The sequence below is a fragment of the Mesorhizobium sp. M0074 genome, assembly GCF_040322975.1.
Taxonomy (GTDB): Bacteria; Pseudomonadota; Alphaproteobacteria; order Rhizobiales; family Rhizobiaceae; genus Mesorhizobium.
Genome location: NZ_JAMYUM010000015.1, coordinates 20969 through 38720 on the forward strand (window position 1 = coordinate 20969; position 17752 = coordinate 38720).

General features: G+C 61.9%; 25 protein-coding genes. 13 read left to right on the forward strand and 12 right to left on the reverse strand.

The window, feature by feature from the left end; translation table 11 throughout:
* Nucleotides 1-58 precede the first annotated feature (58 nt).
* The 3 genes from NKJ73_RS20175 (at nucleotide 59) to NKJ73_RS20185 (ending at nucleotide 1915) form a co-directional block, all read left to right on the forward strand.
* On the forward strand, nucleotides 59-703 hold the full coding sequence (locus tag NKJ73_RS20175; RefSeq protein ID WP_352570850.1) for a hypothetical protein: 645 nt from the start codon (nucleotides 59-61) through the stop codon (nucleotides 701-703).
* Nucleotides 704-837: 134 nt separating this feature from the next.
* Complete coding sequence (murI, locus tag NKJ73_RS20180; RefSeq protein WP_352457798.1) at nucleotides 838-1650, forward strand: glutamate racemase; 813 nt, start codon at nucleotides 838-840, stop codon at nucleotides 1648-1650.
* A gap of 76 nt (nucleotides 1651-1726) precedes the next feature.
* Complete coding sequence (locus NKJ73_RS20185; RefSeq protein WP_023674705.1) at nucleotides 1727-1915, forward strand: DUF3008 family protein; 189 nt, start codon at nucleotides 1727-1729, stop codon at nucleotides 1913-1915.
* Nucleotides 1916-2005: 90 nt separating this feature from the next.
* Here NKJ73_RS20185 and NKJ73_RS20190 read toward each other — a convergent pair whose 3' ends face one another.
* Nucleotides 2006-2218 carry a hypothetical protein gene (locus NKJ73_RS20190; protein WP_023674706.1) on the reverse strand — a complete coding sequence of 71 codons (213 nt, stop codon included), beginning with the start codon at nucleotides 2216-2218 and terminating at the stop codon, nucleotides 2006-2008.
* Between the two features lie 380 nt (nucleotides 2219-2598).
* Between NKJ73_RS20190 and rpsD the strand changes: the two genes are divergently transcribed.
* From rpsD to NKJ73_RS20210, 4 genes are all read left to right on the forward strand, one after another.
* On the forward strand, nucleotides 2599-3216 hold the full coding sequence (rpsD, locus tag NKJ73_RS20195) for a 30S ribosomal protein S4 (RefSeq protein ID WP_352457789.1): 618 nt from the start codon (nucleotides 2599-2601) through the stop codon (nucleotides 3214-3216).
* 159 nt (nucleotides 3217-3375) lie between these two features.
* A complete protein-coding gene (ttcA, locus tag NKJ73_RS20200) occupies nucleotides 3376-4257 on the forward strand; it encodes a tRNA 2-thiocytidine(32) synthetase TtcA (protein WP_352457797.1) in 882 nt (293 codons plus the stop codon).
* Nucleotides 4247-5074, forward strand: a complete 828-nt coding sequence (locus NKJ73_RS20205) for an inositol monophosphatase family protein (RefSeq protein WP_352457788.1) — start codon at nucleotides 4247-4249, stop codon at nucleotides 5072-5074. Before ttcA ends, NKJ73_RS20205 begins: the two co-directional genes overlap by 11 nt.
* 49 nt (nucleotides 5075-5123) lie before the next feature.
* Nucleotides 5124-5531 (forward strand): UCP034077 family protein, encoded by a 408-nt coding sequence (locus tag NKJ73_RS20210; protein WP_352457787.1) that lies wholly within the window; start codon nucleotides 5124-5126, stop codon nucleotides 5529-5531.
* A gap of 18 nt (nucleotides 5532-5549) precedes the next feature.
* Here NKJ73_RS20210 and NKJ73_RS20215 read toward each other — a convergent pair whose 3' ends face one another.
* Both NKJ73_RS20215 and grxD read right to left on the reverse strand, forming a co-directional pair.
* The gene (locus NKJ73_RS20215; RefSeq protein WP_502896716.1) at nucleotides 5550-6749 is read right to left on the reverse strand and encodes a multidrug effflux MFS transporter; all 1200 of its coding nucleotides are present in this window, start codon (nucleotides 6747-6749) and stop codon (nucleotides 5550-5552) included.
* A 208-nt stretch (nucleotides 6750-6957) separates the two neighbouring features.
* On the reverse strand, nucleotides 6958-7293 hold the full coding sequence (grxD, locus tag NKJ73_RS20220; protein WP_023674712.1) for a Grx4 family monothiol glutaredoxin: 336 nt from the start codon (nucleotides 7291-7293) through the stop codon (nucleotides 6958-6960).
* Between the two features lie 163 nt (nucleotides 7294-7456).
* Between grxD and NKJ73_RS20225 the strand changes: the two genes are divergently transcribed.
* Nucleotides 7457-7810: a hypothetical protein gene (locus NKJ73_RS20225; RefSeq protein WP_352457785.1), complete on the forward strand. Its 354-nt coding sequence runs from the start codon at nucleotides 7457-7459 to the stop codon at nucleotides 7808-7810.
* A 93-nt stretch (nucleotides 7811-7903) separates the two neighbouring features.
* Nucleotides 7904-8263: a phosphodiester glycosidase family protein gene (locus tag NKJ73_RS20230; RefSeq protein ID WP_502896715.1), complete on the forward strand. Its 360-nt coding sequence runs from the start codon at nucleotides 7904-7906 to the stop codon at nucleotides 8261-8263.
* Between the two features lie 12 nt (nucleotides 8264-8275).
* Here NKJ73_RS20230 and NKJ73_RS20235 read toward each other — a convergent pair whose 3' ends face one another.
* From NKJ73_RS20235 to NKJ73_RS20245, 3 genes are all read right to left on the reverse strand, one after another.
* Nucleotides 8276-8509 (reverse strand): BolA/IbaG family iron-sulfur metabolism protein, encoded by a 234-nt coding sequence (locus NKJ73_RS20235; protein WP_023674714.1) that lies wholly within the window; start codon nucleotides 8507-8509, stop codon nucleotides 8276-8278.
* Between the two features lie 86 nt (nucleotides 8510-8595).
* On the reverse strand, nucleotides 8596-10833 hold the full coding sequence (gene purL / locus NKJ73_RS20240; protein WP_352570935.1) for a phosphoribosylformylglycinamidine synthase subunit PurL: 2238 nt from the start codon (nucleotides 10831-10833) through the stop codon (nucleotides 8596-8598).
* Between the two features lie 149 nt (nucleotides 10834-10982).
* Nucleotides 10983-12395, reverse strand: coding sequence for an aminotransferase-like domain-containing protein (locus NKJ73_RS20245; RefSeq protein WP_352457784.1), 1413 nt, complete (start codon nucleotides 12393-12395; stop codon nucleotides 10983-10985).
* Between the two features lie 93 nt (nucleotides 12396-12488).
* On the opposite strand from NKJ73_RS20245, the gene NKJ73_RS20250 reads away from it, so the two are divergent.
* The 3 genes from NKJ73_RS20250 (at nucleotide 12489) to NKJ73_RS20260 (ending at nucleotide 13607) form a co-directional block, all read left to right on the forward strand.
* On the forward strand, nucleotides 12489-12740 hold the full coding sequence (locus NKJ73_RS20250; RefSeq protein ID WP_023674717.1) for a DUF1127 domain-containing protein: 252 nt from the start codon (nucleotides 12489-12491) through the stop codon (nucleotides 12738-12740).
* A gap of 164 nt (nucleotides 12741-12904) precedes the next feature.
* Complete coding sequence (locus NKJ73_RS20255) at nucleotides 12905-13207, forward strand: type II toxin-antitoxin system prevent-host-death family antitoxin (RefSeq protein WP_352570851.1); 303 nt, start codon at nucleotides 12905-12907, stop codon at nucleotides 13205-13207.
* Nucleotides 13208-13304: 97 nt separating this feature from the next.
* On the forward strand, nucleotides 13305-13607 hold the full coding sequence (locus NKJ73_RS20260; RefSeq protein ID WP_352457783.1) for a hypothetical protein: 303 nt from the start codon (nucleotides 13305-13307) through the stop codon (nucleotides 13605-13607).
* A 22-nt stretch (nucleotides 13608-13629) separates the two neighbouring features.
* Here NKJ73_RS20260 and NKJ73_RS20265 read toward each other — a convergent pair whose 3' ends face one another.
* Genes NKJ73_RS20265 through purC form a run of 6 tightly spaced genes read right to left on the reverse strand, consistent with a single transcriptional unit; the run spans nucleotide 13630 to nucleotide 17139 of the window.
* Entirely contained in the window at nucleotides 13630-14277 is a 648-nt protein-coding gene (locus tag NKJ73_RS20265; protein WP_352457782.1) for a Pr6Pr family membrane protein, read from the reverse strand.
* Nucleotides 14278-14281: 4 nt separating this feature from the next.
* Entirely contained in the window at nucleotides 14282-14692 is a 411-nt protein-coding gene (locus tag NKJ73_RS20270; protein ID WP_352457781.1) for a hypothetical protein, read from the reverse strand.
* Nucleotides 14693-14694: 2 nt separating this feature from the next.
* A complete protein-coding gene (locus NKJ73_RS20275; protein ID WP_352457780.1) occupies nucleotides 14695-15360 on the reverse strand; it encodes a glutathione S-transferase family protein in 666 nt (221 codons plus the stop codon).
* Between the two features lie 31 nt (nucleotides 15361-15391).
* Nucleotides 15392-16060, reverse strand: coding sequence for a phosphoribosylformylglycinamidine synthase subunit PurQ (gene purQ / locus NKJ73_RS20280; protein ID WP_023674723.1), 669 nt, complete (start codon nucleotides 16058-16060; stop codon nucleotides 15392-15394).
* Between the two features lies 1 nt (nucleotide 16061).
* Complete coding sequence (purS, locus tag NKJ73_RS20285; protein WP_023674724.1) at nucleotides 16062-16304, reverse strand: phosphoribosylformylglycinamidine synthase subunit PurS; 243 nt, start codon at nucleotides 16302-16304, stop codon at nucleotides 16062-16064.
* 40 nt (nucleotides 16305-16344) lie between these two features.
* Nucleotides 16345-17139 carry a phosphoribosylaminoimidazolesuccinocarboxamide synthase gene (gene purC, locus NKJ73_RS20290; RefSeq protein ID WP_023674725.1) on the reverse strand — a complete coding sequence of 265 codons (795 nt, stop codon included), beginning with the start codon at nucleotides 17137-17139 and terminating at the stop codon, nucleotides 16345-16347.
* Nucleotides 17140-17409: 270 nt separating this feature from the next.
* On the opposite strand from purC, the gene NKJ73_RS20295 reads away from it, so the two are divergent.
* A complete protein-coding gene (locus NKJ73_RS20295; protein WP_023674726.1) occupies nucleotides 17410-17730 on the forward strand; it encodes a DUF1476 domain-containing protein in 321 nt (106 codons plus the stop codon).
* The last annotated feature ends 22 nt before the right edge of the window (nucleotides 17731-17752 follow it).

A 17752-nucleotide genomic window follows, 5' to 3' on the forward strand; every position in this document is an offset into this window, starting at 1 on the left:
CCAGTAACCGAATGTTATTTGGTGTGATCCATTGTCTGGAAAACGATGGATCCTTTCGATGTTCAATTCAAATATCGGGCGTCTTCGCTTTTTTTTCTATTCCGCGGCCTTGCTGGTTGCGGAAATCGTGACCTTTGTGCTGTGCGTCGTGCTGACCATCGGCATCGAGGGTTTGGCCAATTCAAAGCCCGGACCTTCCAGGGAAGGGCTGGCCGCGGCTGTTCTCGTTACCTCGCTGGTGATCGTTCTGTTCCGCGCGAATTTCGCCTGGCGTCGAAGCCGCGACGCGCAAGGGTCGAGTTGGATCCTTTGGTCGTATATCGTGTTCTCGACCCTGTTCGCGATCCTGCAGGCCGGCACTGTTCTTGTCGTAAAATTCGACGGCGAAGATTCGCATTCCGGCCTCAACCTGCTGGGATTAGCTCTTGTCGGGCTGTGGGCCGTCATCTTGGCGGGCAAGCCGGCGGGCGGTGGCTCTGCGGATATGGCGTCATCCCTGAGTTTCGACGATTTCGACCCGCCCGGGCCGCTGCGCGGCGCCGCCGCGCTCCATTCAGCGTCAGCCGCCGGCGCGACGGCCCTGGCTCCAGCCTACGCCACGCGGGCCGCGCCGGTGCCGTCGAACCACCCTGCATCTCAACCTGCATCTCCGGCGAACGGCCGGCCGCGGCCCGGCGGCTTCGGCAAGCGGGGCCTTGTGTGATCGTCTCGCCGCATCAAGGCCATGATGGTTCCAGATAGAAGCGTCAGAGATAAAGCCATCGCCGACGCAAAGGATGGGCCCGCCTTCTCTCTTTCGAGCCCACGTGATCCCAGCCCTTAGTGAATTCAATGACGATGACCGATCCATCAAGCGCCCGTCCGATCCTGATGTTCGATTCCGGCATTGGCGGCCTCACCGTGCTGCGTGAGGCGCGCGTGCTGATGCCTGACCGCCGCTTCATCTATGTCGCCGACGACGCGGCGTTCCCCTTCGGCGCCTGGGAGGAACCGGCGCTGAGAACACATATCCTGGAGTTGTTCGCCAGGCTGCTCGACCGGTTTTCGCCGGCCATTTCGGTCATCGCCTGCAACACCGCCTCGACACTGGTCATCGATGCTTTGCGCGAGAGGTTTCCCGGCCATCCTTTCGTCGGCACCGTGCCGGCCATCAAGCCGGCGGCGGAACGCACGCGCTCAGGTCTGGTTTCGGTGCTGGCGACGCCCGGCACCGTCAAGCGCCAGTACACGCGCGATCTGATCAGCAAATGGGCGCAGAAATGCCATGTCCGCCTGGTCGGCAGCGACAGGCTGGCGGGATTGGCCGAAGCCTATATGCGCGACGGTTTTGTCGACGAGGACGCCGTGCGCGCAGAGATCGCGCCGTGCTTCGTCGAGCATGACGGGCTGCGCACCGACATCGTCGTGCTTGCCTGCACCCATTATCCGTTTTTGGCCAACCGCATGCGCAAGACAGCACCGTGGCCGGTCGACTGGCTCGACCCGGCCGAGGCGATCGCACGCCGGGCGCTGTCGCTGCTTGCCGATACCGAGGCCGCTTATCGCAGAGAGGCACTGCCGGAAGGCGCCGACCTTGCGTTCTTCACCTCGAACAGCGCCGATTTTCCGACGCGCCGGCTGATGCAGGGATTTGGCCTGACGATATCCTGACCGCAAGCAATTTTCGCTTTGGGAACATCACACCAGACAATGCGTTTTCCTCTCATCGGAAACGGGAGAAACCATCATGCCAGCCACCTCAAAAGCCCAGCAGAAAGCGGCCGGCGCGGCATTGTCAGCCAAGCGCGGCGAGACCAAGAAGGGCGCGCTCAAAGGCGCGTCAAAGGGAATGTATAAATCCATGAGCGAAAAACAGCTCGAGGAATTCGCCGAGACCAAGCGCAAGGGCCTGCCGGAAAAGAAGTCGAAACACTGATCGACTGGCCATTCTGACGGCGGATGCCGGTCAATAAAAGGCCCGCGGCTGAGCCGCGGGCCATGAAGTCTCAACGGGCGAGGACGAAAATTACCAGTTCCAGCCCCACCCGCAGCGCCGCACTTTGTAGCGGATGACCTTGCGATGACCGTGGCGCCACACCACCTTCTTCTTGACCACGATGCGGCAGACCTGGTGATGCCTGTGCCCATGCCAATGCCGGGCCTGCGCCGGCTCGGGCGCGACCGCCATCGTGCCGGCCATCACCGCGGCTCCTACCAACGTAAGGAAGAACTTCTTCATGCGAATTCCAGCTCCTCTGACTTCAGTCCCTTCCTGATGCCGCTGGCGCAACCTCCCGCCACATCCGGCACGTTCTACAACCGTAACACTATCCGGTTCGGCGATTCGCGCCAGCCAGAAGCTTGACAGCGGTTAAATCTCCGTTTAACCAGCCCACCAACACCGGGCCGCAATGCCCGGTGGTTTTCTTTATGTGTGCAAGACGTTTGGGAAGCCGGTTTTACTTTCCCTATGTCTTGTTTGAAATGACGTGTCCCGTGGGTTTTCCGTCGCGTTGCGTGGAAAACCCTGTCAGGTCTCGAAAACGGAGGCCAGAGGAGGGCGCGTTTCCTTCACCCGGACCATGAGGTTCCGGGTATGTTGTTTTGAAAGGGAATGCGATGAGCAAGCGCGAATCCGCGAAGTACAAGATCGACCGCCGTCTTGGCGAAAACATCTGGGGCCGCCCGAAGTCCCCGGTCAACAAGCGTGAATACGGCCCCGGCCAGCATGGCCAGCGCCGCAAGGGCAAGCTTTCCGATTTCGGCCTGCAGCTGCGCGCCAAGCAGAAGCTAAAGGGCCACTATGGCGACGTTTCGGAAAAGCAGTTCCGCAAGGTCTATGAAGAGGCGGACCGCCGCAAGGGCGACACCTCGGAGAACCTGATCGGCCTGCTCGAATCGCGCCTCGACGCGGTCGTCTACCGCGCCAAGTTCGTGCCGACCATCTTTGCGGCGCGCCAGTTCGTCAATCACGGCCACGTCAACGTCAACGGCAAGCGCGTCAACATCGGCTCGTACCGCTGCAAGCCGGGCGACGTCGTCGAAGTGCGCGAGAAGTCGAAGCAGCTGGTCATCGTGCTGGAATCGGTGGGCCTGGCCGAGCGCGACGTGCCCGATTATATTGAAGCCGATCACAACAAGATGACCGCGGCCTTCACGCGCATCCCCGGCCTGGCGGACGTTCCGTTTGCCGTGCAGATGGAACCGAACTTGGTCGTCGAATTCTATTCGCGCTGATCGTCGCGTTCGTCGCGATACAATCGAAGGCCGCCCGTCGAGGCGGCCTTTTCTTTTTTCGTTCCTTTTCCGCGGCGTGATTCCGAAATCGATTTCGATTTTCGGTCCGATGCGCTACTGCGGGCGGCAACAGGATCTTGGGGCCGACGCGCCGTGAACATGCAGCCAGACGCCGAAACGCTCGAACCGGTCGCCGACGCCGAAGGCGGCTTTCATCCTCTGTTTGCCGATGTGCCGTCCTCCGTCGAGTTCAACAAGCTGCGCAAACGGCTGTTGCGGCTTGCCCGCCAGGCGATCGACGATTTCTCCATGGTGAGGCCCGGCGACCGTTGGCTGGTCGCTCTGTCGGGCGGCAAGGATTCCTACGGCCTGCTTGCCGTTCTGCTCGATCTCAAATGGCGCGGGCTGCTGCCGGTCGAGCTGTTAGCCTGCAATCTCGACCAGGGCCAGCCGAACTTTCCCAAGCACATATTGCCCGATTATCTCGATAGATATGCCATTCCGCATCGCATCGAATATCAGGACACCTATTCGGTGGTCACCGACAAGCTGGCCGAGGGCAGCACCTATTGCTCGCTGTGCTCGCGGCTACGGCGCGGCCATCTCTATCGCATTGCCCGCGAGGAGGGCTGCTCGGCGCTGGTGCTCGGCCACCACCGCGAGGACATACTGGAAACCTTCTTCATGAACCTGTTCCATGGCGGGCGCCTGGCCGCCATGCCGCCGAAGCTGCTCAATGACGAAGGCGATGTCATGGTGCTGCGGCCGCTCGCCTATTGTGCGGAAGCCGATCTCGAGAAATTCGCCGGCGCCATGAAATTCCCGATCATTCCGTGCGATCTGTGCGGTAGCCAGGAAGGCCTGCAGCGCAACGCCATGAAGGCGATGCTCGACGACATCGAGAAGCGCATGCCCGGCCGCAAGGACACGATGATCCACGCCATGACCAATGTGCGGCGTTCGCATCTGCTCGACAGGAAGCTGTTCGATTTCGCCGCCCTCAACGAAACCCTCACCACCAGGCGTCCCGATGACATTTGACGATAGCGCGATCGACTGGCTTGCCGACCTTCTGTCGGAAGCCGCCGTCGCCGAGATCATGCCACGCTTTCGCCGGTTGAGCGAGGGCGACGTCCGTCGCAAGACCTCGGCCGCCGATCTCGTCACCGAGGCCGACGTCAATGCCGAACGGCTCATCACCGCCAGGCTGCGCCAGCGTTATCCCCACGCAATGATCGTCGGCGAGGAGGCCTGCTCCGACGACCCGACGCTGCTCGACGGTCTCGGCGATGCCGAACTCGCCTTCGTCATCGACCCGGTCGACGGCACCTTCAACTTCGCCTCCGGCGTGCCGCTGTTCGGCGTCATGCTTGGCGTCGTGATCAAGGGCGAGACGGTCGCCGGCATCATTCACGATCCCGTCGGCAAGGATTGGCTGATCGGCGTTAGTGGCGCCGGCAGCCATATCCGCCATGCCCATAGCAATCTGGAAAAGGTCCATGTCGCCAAACCGGCGCCGATGTCGGAAATGACCGGTGCGGTCTCATGGCACTATGTGCCCGAGCCGGACCGCTCACGTTTGGCGCGCAACCAGACCAAGTCGCTGTCGCAGTTCAACTATCGCTGCGCCGCCCACGAATACCGCCTGCTGGCCAGCGGCCACGGCCATTTCGTCGTCTACAACAAGCTGATGCCTTGGGACCACCTGGCCGGCGTGCTGATCCATGCGGAGGCGGGCGGCCATGCCGCGCGCTTCGACGGCAGCGCCTATCTGCCGTCGCATGTCGGAGGTGGCCTGCTGGTCGCGCCGGACCGGGAGAGCTGGCGGGAGCTGCGCCGCGAGCTCTGGGCGGAATAACTCTTCGCTGCCAAAGTTGTCCAATCTTGTGCGAAACCGGAGATCTCGAATGAAACCTCGGTCCGCAATTGTTGCAACGGCCTTTGCCCTTGCCTTGGTTGCCGGTGTCAATGAAGCAAGAGCTGGGGAACGCGCATGTCGCAGTCCCGACTCCGTCGACACCATAGACGAGATGTTCTCCGCGATCTTCGCCTGTTGGAAGCCGCCGCGCGGAAGCGCGGGCATGACCCTGACGCTGCAGTTCTCAATTCGCCGAAACGGCACGCTTATCGGCAAGCCGCGCGTCACCTACTCACATCTAGGGGACGATGGTCCGCTCAACCGGGCCTTCGTGGCTTCCGTCCTCGAGGCGCTCGACAAGGCTCTTCCACTGCCCGTTTCGGACAGTATGGGTGGAGCAATCGCAGGACGTACGCTGTTCCCTCGCTTCACCGCGGTCAGTGAGGGTGCATCCTAGGCGCACGCGCAATGGGCATTAAACCGGCGGGTTATGCGGCTGGAACAGTCTGCCGCGCTCGGCCAGCAGGATCATCAGCAGCGCCGCCACCGACACGCTGCAGAACCCGGCGGCCAGCGGCGTCACCGTGCCGTTGAAGGCTTGGCCGATCAGCGTGCCGAGAATGCCACCAAGAAATGTCTGCATGAACCCGAGGATCGACGACGCAGTGCCGGCCAGGTGCCCCAGTGGCTCCATGGCGAGCGCGTTGAAGTTCGCGCCCAGCGCGCCGAAGGGGACCATGGCGCAGGCAAAGAAGGTAATGAAGAGCCAGAGCGGCATCTTCATTTCGATGGAAACGACCAGCCAGGCAAGGCTGATGGCCAGAAACAGCAGCAGCGCGCTTTGCGACAGACGGCGCATGCCGATGCGGCCGACGAGGCGCGAGTTGAGGTAGTTCGAAAAAGCAAGCACGCCGGCAACCCCCGCGAAGATGACCGGGAACATCTCGCCGACATTGAACACGCTGACATAGATCTGCTGGGCCGAGGCGATGAAGCCGAACATGGCGCCGAAGATGAAGGTGCTGGCGAAGGCATAACAGAGCGCGATGCGGTTGGTGAGAACGATGCGGAAGCCACCGATGATGGAGGACAGCGTCAGCGGCCGGCGATATTCGGGGTGTAGTGTCTCGGGCAGGCGCAGCAGCGACCAGGCGGACACGATCAGCGCGCCGGCTGCCATGGTGACGAAGATCACATGCCAGGTCGCAAACAGCATGATGAACTGGCCGATACCGGGCGCCACCACCGGAATGGCCATGAACACCATGAAGATCAAGGACATGACTTCGGCCATGCGCCTTCCGTCGAACGTATCGCGCACGATCGAGACGGCAATGACGCGCGTCGCCGCCGCGCCGATGCCTTGCACGGCCCGGCATAGCAGAAGCGTGGTGAATGACGGGGCGATTGCCGCAGCGCCGGCCGCCAGGACGTAGATCACCAGCCCTGCGACAAGCGGCGCGCGGCGCCCGAAGCGGTCCGAGATCGGCCCGAAGAACAGCTGTCCGCCGCCAAAGCCAAGGATATAGGCGGTGACCACATATTGCCGGTGGTTTTCATTTTCGATGCCAAGCGAAGCGCCGATCTGCTGCAGCGCCGGCAAAATAATGTCGATGGCCAGCGAATTGAGCGCCATCAGCGCCGCGCACAGCGCAATGAATTCCCAGCGCGGAATAGGCAAGGTGCTTGCCTTTTGCTGCGCTTGTGCTTGCTGATCCACGGCCAGTCCGATCCTCAAACGAAAATGCGCCGGCTGGCCGACGCATCCATTCGTTGATTGCCCGGTAGCGGGCAGAACTTTTTTGCCAAGGTGGGGGCTGCCCCGGCGCTTAGCGCATGACCCCCGAAAATCGCAGGCGGAAGGTCATACGCAGAAACAGAAGTCAGGCGGCGCCTTTGACGCTGACGCCCTTTTCGACGAGGAAGGTCTGCAATTCGCCCGCCTGGAACATCTCGCGGATGATGTCGCAGCCGCCGACGAACTCGCCCTTGACGTAGAGCTGCGGGATGGTCGGCCAGTTGGAATAATCCTTGATGCCTTGCCGCAGTTCGGCCGACGTCAGCACGTCGACGCCCTTATAGTCGGCGCCGATATAGTCGAGGATCTGCACGACCTGGCCGGAAAATCCGCATTGCGGGAAGCCGGGCGTGCCCTTCATGAAGAGAACGACGTCGTTGCCCTTCACTTCATTGTCGATGTAGTCGTTGATGCCGCTCATGGAATACCCTTTCATGCCTGTGGGAGTCAGGCTCGAACATTACCCTTCAAATAAACCCATGGGTTGCGCGAAACAAGATGTTTGCCGCCTTGCCACGCAAATGGCGCAAAGGAACGTCTGATCTTGGGCCAAGAGCGTTGGCCACCATCTTTCCCGAGGCGCGATGAAAAGACGATATCTCGCCGGGTTCCTCCTCGCCGTTCTGTTCGCCGCACTGTCCTTGATCTGGTGGGCCAGGTCGCCGAGACAGCCATCTCTCGTCGTCGGCGGTGAATTACCGGCGCCGTGCCGCGATACGAGCTTCGAGGCGGTCGCCTATGTCGTCTGCGAAATCGATCTGCGCCGCTATGACGTCGGTGTGTTCCACACAGGCCCCGACGGCAAGGCTTTCGGTTCACTGGACAAATTCGACAAGGCGATGGCGGATCAGGGCCGGACGGTGCTGCTCGCCATGAACGCCGGCATGTATCACCAAGACCTGACCCCAGTCGGCCTTCTCGTCGAAGACGGCCGGTAGAAGGCGCCGATCAACGTCGCCGGCAGCGGAGGCAATTTCTTCCTGAAACCGAATGGCGTATTCCTGGTCCGCAAGGACGGCAAGGCGGCGGTCATGGAGACAAGCGCCTATGCTGCGACCAGACTGGACGTGATGTTTGCCACGCAATCCGGCCCGATGCTGGTGATAGACGGCCGGCTTCATCCCCGCTTCGAGCAGAACGGCACATCACGCTATATCCGCAATGGCGTCGGCGTGCGTGACGAAAATACGGTCGTGCTGGCGATCTCACGCTCTGAAGTCAGCCTCGGCAGCTTCGCACGGCTATTCCGGGATGCGCTCGATTGTCCCAACGCGCTTTTCTTCGACGGGGTCGTTTCGGCGCTGTCGAACGGCGAGCGGATGATTGTGGGTGGAAAGTATCCGGCGGGGCCGATCATTGCCGTGACCGGTAAGAAGCTTGCGAGCCGGTAACTGCAAGAGAGCTCAGTCCGGCACGCTGGTCTGCAGGGCAAGCGCGTGCAGTACGCCGCCCATGTTGCCCTTCAGCGCGTCATAGACCATCTGGTGCTGCTGGACGCGGCTTTTGCCGCGAAAGCTTTCGGCCACAACCTCAGCCGCATAATGGTCGCCGTCGCCGGCCAGGTCGCGAATCGTCACCTTGGCGTCCGGAATGCCTTCCTTGATCAGCCGTTCGATGTCGTGGGCGTCCATTGCCATGTGAGGATTCCTTGTTCAGGTCGTGATCTCATAGATATGGTCGAAATGGCGGATGAACCACAGGGAAAGGGGCCCACTCGATCACATCACGGGTCCACGACCTCATTTGCCATGAAGCGAGGGAACCAGGATTCGTGGGCGGCGGTCAATTCGCTGACCGGTATCGCACGCGCCTCGCCCAGCTTCAGTTCGCTGCCGCCGGTCGAGCCGATCCACGGCGCAAAAACGCCGAGCTTGTTTTGCTGTTCGCGAATGGCGTCCCATTGCTCGCTCTGCGGGTCGATCGACAGCGTCAGCAGATAACGGCCCTGGTCCTCGCCGAACCAGATCGGGATCGGATCTGCACCGATCAGGCCGGGAATGGTCGCGCCGATGCCGGAGGCCATCGCCATCTCGGCCAGCGCCACCGCGATGCCGCCATCGGAAACGTCATGCGCCGCGGTAACAACACCGGAGGCGATCAGTGCCCGCACATGGTCGCCGACCCGCTTCTCGTGGCCGAGATCGACCGGCGGCGGCGGGCCGTCGGCGCGGCCAAAGATGTCGCGCATATAGACCGACTGGCCAAGATGCGAGCCCCATATCGTCGGCGCGCCGACCAGCACGATCATCTGGTCTTCGGCGGCAAAGCCGATGCGCACCATTTTCGACCAGTCGGCAATCAGACCGACGCCGCCGATGGTTGGTGTCGGCAGGATGCCCTGTCCGTTGGTCTCATTATAGAGGGAGACGTTGCCGGAGACGATCGGAAAGCCAAGCGCCCGGCAGGCATCGCCGATGCCTTTCACAGCACCAACCAGCTGGCCCATGATCTCGGGCCGTTCCGGATTGCCGAAATTGAGATTGTCGGTGGCCGCGAGCGGCAGAGCGCCGGTGGCGGTAAGATTGCGCCAGCATTCGGCAACCGCCTGCTTGCCGCCCTCGTAAGGGTCGGCCTCGCAATAGCGCGGCGTCACGTCGGAGGAGAAGGCGAGCGCCTTGGTCGAATGACCGTCGACGCGCACGACACCGGCGTCGCCGCCGGGAAGCTGCAGGGAATTGCCCTGGATCAGCGTGTCGTACTGCTCCCACACCCAGCGGCGCGAGGAAAGGTCCGGTCCGCCCAGCAGCTTGAGCAGTGCGTCGGCCACATCGGTTCGCGGTGCATCGCCGGCCAGCGGCGCCGGCTTCTTCGGCTCGACCCAGGGACGGTCATATTCCGGCGCCTGGTCGCCGAGATCCTTGATCGGCAGATTGGCAACCTCGTCGCCCTGATGCAGCACGCGAAAGCGCAGATCGTCGGTGGTCTTGCCGACGATGGCAAAGTCGAGGCCCCATTTGTGGAAGATCGCCTCGGCCTGTTTTTCCTTTTCGGGGCGCAGCACCATCAGCATGCGCTCCTGGCTCTCCGACAGCATCATCTCATAGGCGCTCATGCGCTCTTCGCGCACCGGCACCTTGTCGAGGTCGAGCTCGATGCCGAGGTCGCCCTTGGCGCCCATCTCGACCGCCGAGCAGGTGAGGCCAGCGGCACCCATGTCCTGGATGGCGATAACGGCGCCGGACGCCATCAGTTCGAGGCAGGCTTCGAGCAGGCATTTTTCGGTGAAGGGATCGCCAACCTGGACCGTGGGCCGCTTCTCGTCGATCTTGTCGTCGAACTCTGCCGAGGCCATGGTGGCGCCGCCGACGCCGTCGCGCCCGGTCTTGGCGCCGAGATAGACGACCGGCAGGCCGACGCCCTTGGCCTCGGACAGAAAGATTGCGTCCGTCTTCGCGAGGCCCGCGGCAAACGCATTGACCAGGATATTGCCGTTGTAGCGGGCGTCGAAATTGACCTCGCCGCCGACCGTCGGCACGCCGAAGGAATTGCCGTAGCCGCCGACGCCGGAAACGACGCCGGCAACCAGATGCCTGGTTTTGGGGTGGTCCGGCGCGCCGAAGCGCAGCGCGTTCATCGCCGCGATCGGTCGCGCGCCCATGGTGAAGACATCGCGCAGGATGCCGCCGACGCCGGTCGCGGCACCCTGATAGGGCTCGATGTAGGAGGGGTGGTTGTGGCTCTCCATCTTGAAGACGACGCAGTCGCCGTCGCCGATATCGACCACGCCGGCATTCTCGCCCGGGCCCTGGATGACTTGCGGCCCGGTGGTCGGCAGCGTGCGCAGCCACTTCTTCGAGGATTTGTAGGAACAATGCTCGTTCCACATCGCCGAAAAAATACCGAGTTCGGTAAAGCTCGGTTCGCGCCCGACGAGGTCGAGGATGCGCTGGTACTCGTCGGGCTTCAGCCCGTGCGCGGCAATGAGTTCCGGAGTGATCGGCACGGAATTGGAAATGGTCATGATCGGCAATTTATGTCCTTGGGATCGAGTCCCGTCTTATCGCAAGCTTTGCAGCCGATACACCCCGTCGGATGACTAAAACGACGGAAAGCAACAACTGGCCGCAAGTAGCGAGAGATCGCCACTCGACCCGCCGGTTTCAAGCCGGTTCAGGAAAAGCTGTCGTAGCCGGCGCGGCCTTCGTCCAGAAGCCGCCGGATCACTGCGACGCCGTGCGCAATATCGTCCCGCTGTCGCGGCTGCGAGATGCCAAACCGCACGCCGTGAAAAGCCTGTTCGGAACGTCCCGCCTTGAACTCGTCCTCGTCGTCGATGAGCACGCCATGTTCGAGGCAAGCCTGCTTGAAAGTGCCGGAAAGCCATGGGTCGGGCAAGGTGAGCCAGACGAACGGCACATTATCCAGCGCCTTGAACTCGAAGCCGTCGAGTGTCTCGCGTACGATCGCGATGCGTGCACCGATCTCGGCAATGCTGCGTTTGCGCATCTCAGCGGCCTGACCGGACAGCACCAGCCGGCTGCCCACCTCCGCCAGCAGAAAGGGCAGGCCGCCCGTCATCATCTTGTGGGCAACCCGGATGCGGTGACGATAGGCCGGCGGGCAAGCGAGCCAGCCGCCGCGAACACCCGCCGCAACCGATTTCGACAGGCCGCCGGCAACGATGGTCCGTTCGGGAGCATATTCGGCCATTAAAGGCGTTGGGTCATCGGTCAGTCCGCCATAGAGATCGTCCTCGATCAGGACGACGTTATATTGACGGGCGACATGCGCGATTGCCTCGCGGCGCGATGCCGACAGCGTTGTCAGCGTCGGGTTCTTGGCCGTCGGCATCAAAAACATCATCTTCGGGTGCTTTTGTGCGCAGACGCGCTCGAAATCCTGGGGATCGATGCCCTCGTCGTCAGTCGCCACCAGTGCGGTCCGGCGACCGATCAGGCCGGCACTGCGCGAGATCTGCGAATAGGTGAGGTGCTCGAAGACGACATAGTCGCCGGGGGCGGTGAGCCCCGCAATGGTTGCCATCACTGCGGCGTGGGTGCCGAGCGTGGGAACGATTGCATCCGCCGCCGGGCGATAGGAATTTCGCGACAGCCAGCGCCTGCCCGCTTCGAACCAGCGGTCCGGGAAATCACGAGTATAGCTTGAAATCTCATGCGGATGGTCTTGCGCCGTGCGTGTCAACACGTCAGCGACGATGGCACCCTGGCCGACATCCGGTGCGGCCGTGCTATCGAAGCGCAGTTTGTCGCCGGGCGCATCCATATAGCGCGTGCCTTGTTCGACCGGCCCCAGGAAATCCGGCTTTGCGCTCTCCGACTGTTGAGCGATAACATAGGTTCCGCGGCCGACCTCGCCGCTGACCAATCCCCGCTCGCGCAGCAATTGATAGGCCCTGCCGACCGTGCCGACAGTCGTGCCGATGTCGTATGCCAGATCGCGCTGCGGCGGCAGCTTTGCCCCTGCACCGATCAGGCCGCGGTCGATGTCCGTCTCGATGGAATCGGCAAGCCGCTGATAGAGCGGGCCAGTGCCGGCTGTAAGGTCTGGAAGCCAAGTTGTCATGGTGACAATTTTTTACATTGCACCGAAATGAGAGTCAATACATATGAAGCGGGCTGTACAAAAGGGCACAATTGCAATCTTGGCAGAAAGAAAATGGGTACAATAGAGACAATCCGCTACGCGGCAGTTGAATTGCAGGTGCAGGTGGCGCGCCCGCCGGGCAGGCCAACCTATGTCAGTCGGCTGGTGCGTACGCTCAGATCCTTCGCGAGGTGGATCGACGGGTTAATGGATCGCCGGCGCAGCCGGCTGGTCCTGCTCGAGATGACTGACGACCAGCTCAAGGACATCGGTATCTCGCGTTGCGATGCCCATCGTGAGGGGCTGAGGGCGTTTTGGGACTGAGAGCAGCCGGATGCTCCGTCTCGAACGTCGCGTGGCATATCGGCGGTTAGACGAGAGCGTCAATATCGACATCGGAACCAACGAGATCTTCTTCATCACTGAGATACCATCCTCCTTCGTGCCCTCACAGCATTCGCTCGCGACGTCTCCAGTGAATAGCGGTATTGCTGAAAACAGCTAATTCCCTTATTTTGGGGATAACGAAGGAGATGACCGTGGCAAGTTTCACCCTCACAGATCTCGGCAACAAATCCGGCGAGGTTGTTGAGGCCGCGTTCCGCGGCCCTGTTGACATCACCAAGCGCGGCAAGCGCAAGTTCGTTCTCCTGACGGCAGAGCAGTTCGACCGCATCACCAGTCGCAGCGCGCAACGGGCACACCGCGTCGAGGATCTGTCGGCCGAGGAACGCGACAGGCTTCTAACCGGCCTCGACGCAGTCGCGCGAGATGATGTTCGGGATGACTGAACCCGGCCACGGACAGATCATTCTCTATTCCTATTTGTGGGCAAGGGAATATGACCGGGGCGAGGAAAGCGGACGCAAGGCGCGGCCGACTTGCGTTATGCTGATCGTTGCCGGCAAGAATGGCCGCAAGCAGGCCCTGCTCTTTCCAATCACGAGCCAGCCGCCACGACCTGGCGCGCACCATGTTGAGATTCCTGAGACCGAGGCCCGCCGCGCCACCCTCTTTACCCCAGCCTGGGTTATCGTCGACGAATTCAACACCGATGATCTCGCGACGAGCTGGGCGCTCGAAGATACCAAGCCGCTCGGCCAATTCACGCGCAAGTTCATGTCACGGATCGCTGGCGAAGCTGCTGCGGCGATCCGTGCAGGCGCCGCGCGAACCGTGCCAAGACGCTAAAGGCTGCCGCGGCGGGAGAGCATCATCGCGGATGAACGCCCGCCGCCCTGATCCGCGTGACACCGTGGTCCACAAGCACCGCCACGATGCACAGCATCAGAAAGAGCCCGGTGATGGCCAGAGCCGAGACGGCGACGCTGGTCGCGCCGTTCTTGGCGAGATCGAGGAACGGGTAGGGCACTTCACCGGCAATCGGCGCCCGCAGCAGCGCGTAGGCCAGATAGGCGATCGGATAGATCATCCACCAGGAGATGTCGCGCCACCGCGTCGAGCCGTCGGCGCCTGCCACAAGCCACCACAGCACGAACAACACCGGCGTCACATAGTGCAGGAGCACATCGCAGAGCAGGAACAGCCCTTGCGGCTGCCAAAGCTGCGCCAGGACCGTTGCATAAACGATGAGGACCAGCGTTATGGCGACGGCTACGCCCGCCCGCATCCGTGGCGCGGAAAAGGCCGGAAACCAGGCATAACCCGTCGACGACAGCAACGAGGCATGGACGAGCACCGCGCCGATGTTGGTCAGGATGGTGAAGAAGCTGAAATAGAAGACCAGCGAGCCGGCAAAGCCGCGGCCGGCTTCCATTGATGCCGGGACGGTGATGCAGAGCTGCAGGACGAGCCCGGCCAGGCCGACAACCAGACCGGTGATCTGCAGCACGCGACCCATTGGGCTAGGCAGCAGCGCCGCAGGCCGGATTGCCCGCCTGCCAGCGGGCAATGTCCGAGCCGATGCGGGCGCCGAGCGGTTCCGCCATCAATGGGCCGAACACGTCGACGCGGCTCGAATTGCCTTGCGCCTGCACGACCAGCAACGGCTTTCCACCATAATGTTTGGCCGGCACCAGCAGGAAGCGCGGCGTGCCGCTGAACGAATTCAGCTCGTTGGCCATCTGGTAAGATTTGAAGGCAGGGTCCTTGCTGGCGATCCAGCATTTGTGGGCAGCTATTGCCACCTGCTCCATGGCAAGCAGTGACGCACTCTTGCCCGCCGGCGCCGGCGCGCTCTTCGGGCCTGACTGGCAGGAGGCGAGTACAAGCCCGGCGGCAGTAGCGACGGCGAGGCGCGTGGTCGTCGGTCTCATGTTCAAGCGGCGCCCATCTCGAGTTCGGACAGAAAGATCTTCAGACCGTCTGTCATCTCACCCCAGACGCGCGACAGCGCCGGATGCTGCAAGGCTATTTGCTCGTAGGCATCGAATTTCGGATAGGCGTCAAGCAAATCGGGGCGGCCCATCGTTGTCCTGAAATTGTTGAAGACGAAGCGGGTCGGCGTCAACCACGCATCGGCAAAGGAGATGTCGTCGCCGAGCGCGAACGGGCCATGCGCCATGCGGGCCTCGATTGCCGCAAGCCCGTGATGCAATCGGGCGAACTGTGCCTTGATCTCCGCCTCGTTGCGCTGCGGCACGAAATGGAGCTCGAACAGCTTCATCGTCGGGGCGAGCACGTCGAGGTCGGTGATGCGGGCGAACATGCGCACCAGCGCCCGGTCCTTCGAGTCCCTCGGCAGCAGCGCCGGCTCGGGAAAGCGCTCCTCCAGATATTCGGCGATGACCACCGATTCGACGATCGTTTCGCCGGAGCCGGTGATCAGCACCGGAATCCGGTTCAACGGCGAGATGGCACGAAACGCCTCCGGGATGGGAAACCCCGGCGGCGGTGCAATGAGCTTGAGCGGCACGTTCTTGATGTAGGCCAACGCCCGCACGATCGACGAATAGGGCGACAACGGCCGCGAATAGAGTTTCATGACCGTGGCTCCAGGAGGAAAATTGAAGGCATCAAGCAGCGATGCCCAGCGCGCTTTCGAACAGCGCCCGGCCGTCGCTGCCGCCATGCGCCGCTTCGATCAGGTTCTCGGGATGCGGCATCAGGCCGAGCACGTTGCCGCGGCCGTTGACGATGCCGGCAATGTCGTTGATCGAGCCGTTGGGATTGGTGCCTTCGGCATAGCGGAACACCACCTGGCCTTCGCCTTCGAGGCGGGCCAGCGTTTCGGCATCGGCAAAATAATTGCCGTCATGGTGCGCCACCGGCGCCCGGATGATCTGGCCCGGCTGGTAGCGGCGGGTGAACATCGTGTTGGCATTGGCGATCTGCAGCTTCACCTGACGGCAGACGAATTTCAGCGAGGTATTGCGCATCAATGCGCCCGGCAGCAAGCCGGCCTCGACCAGGATTTGGAAGCCGTTGCAGACGCCGATGACCGTGACGCCCTTGGCCGCCTTTTCGGCCACAGCCCGCATTACTGGCATGCGCGCGGCAATGGCGCCGCAGCGCAGATAATCGCCGAACGAAAAGCCGCCGGGAATGGCGATCAGGTCGACATCGGGAATTTCGGTGTCGGTCTGCCAGACGGTGACCGGCGGCGTGCCGGAAATCTTGGTCAGCGCCGCGATCATGTCGCGGTCGCGATTGAGGCCTGGGAGCAGGACGACGGCTGATTTCACCTCAGGCGATCTCCACCGCGTAATTCTCAATCACTGTATTCGCCAGAAGCTTGTCGCACATGGCTTTCAGATCGGCCTCGGCCTTGGCGCTGTCGCTCTCGGCCAATTCGACGTCGAAAACCTTGCCTTGCCGCACCTGGCCGACGCCGCCGAAACCCATTCCGGACAGCGCGTGCTCGATTGCCTTGCCTTGTGGGTCTAGCACGCCGTTCTTGAGGGTTACGGTAATGCGGGCCTTGATCACGCTGGACATGCTCCTGTTCACCTGTTGAGCGGGCAAGCCGTCAGTGCGGCTTACCTTTGACACCGTCGGTCGATGCGACGAGCACCGGCCCGGCCGGACGCGGTGGCTCGTTCTCGTTCATGATGCCGAGACGGCGGGCAACTTCCTGATAAGCCTCGACCAGCCCGCCCATGTCGCGGCGGAAGCGGTCCTTGTCGAGCTTGTCCTGCGTCGCCACGTCCCACAGCCGGCAGGAATCCGGCGAGATCTCATCGGCAACGACGATGCGCATCATATCGCCTTCGAACAGGCGGCCGCATTCGATTTTGAAATCGACCAGCTGGATGCCGACGCCCATGAACAGGCCGGAAAGGAAGTCGTTGACGCGAATGGCCAGCGCCATGACATCGTCGATCTCCTGTGGGCTCGCCCAGCCGAAGGCGGTGATGTGCTCTTCCGATACCATCGGATCGTCGAGCGCATCCGCCTTGTAATAGAATTCGATGATCGAGCGCGGCAGCACGGTGCCTTCCTCGATGCCCAGGCGCTTGGCCAGCGAGCCGGCGGCGACGTTGCGCACCACCACTTCGAGCGGGATGATCTCGACTTCCTTGATCAACTGCTCGCGCATGTTGAGCCGGCGGATGAAGTGGGTCGGAATGCCCATCCGGTTGAGATGATTGAAGATGTGCTCGGAAATGCGGTTGTTGAGCACGCCTTTGCCATCGACGATTTCATGCTTCTTCTTGTTGAAAGCGGTAGCGTCGTCCTTGAAGAACTGGATCAGCGTGCCAGGCTCCGGTCCCTCATAAAGGATCTTGGCCTTGCCTTCATAAATGCGGCGGCGATTTTTCATCTGATTTTTCTCTGGATTTGCGGGCAGGCGGCAAGCGACCAGTTCCTGTCCGTCTGCCTAAAATAAGATGGCGACGGTGGGGTTCAATGCCGGTGTCTATCCCAATCGCACTGTTTGCTCAATCGGCAAATCCTTTCAATCAACCGCTTTCGGGCACCGAAATGCCGCAGCGCAGCAAGCAATGTAGCATATTGACCGGCCGGCGCCCTTTTGGTTTGTGCTCCGGCAACACATATTGGCACAACGAATCGGATTTCACGGAGGGATGCCATGAGCAGCATGAAAGACCGCGAAGAGGGCTTTGAGCGCAAATTCGCATTCGACGAGGAACTTCGGTTCAAGGCTGCGGCACGCCGCAACAGAGCGCTCGGCCTGTGGGCTGCCGAAAAGCTCGGCAAGTCCGGCGCCGATGCCGACGCTTATGCCAGGGAAGTGGTCGTCAGCGACATCGAGGAAGCCGGCGATCACGACGTTTTCCGCAAGATACGCAAGGATTTCGATGCGGCCGGCATCGACCAGTCGGACCATCAGATCCGCCGCACCATGGATGAATTGATGGCGCAGGCGATCGAGCAGATCAAGAACACCTGATCCTTCCACCGATACCGATCGA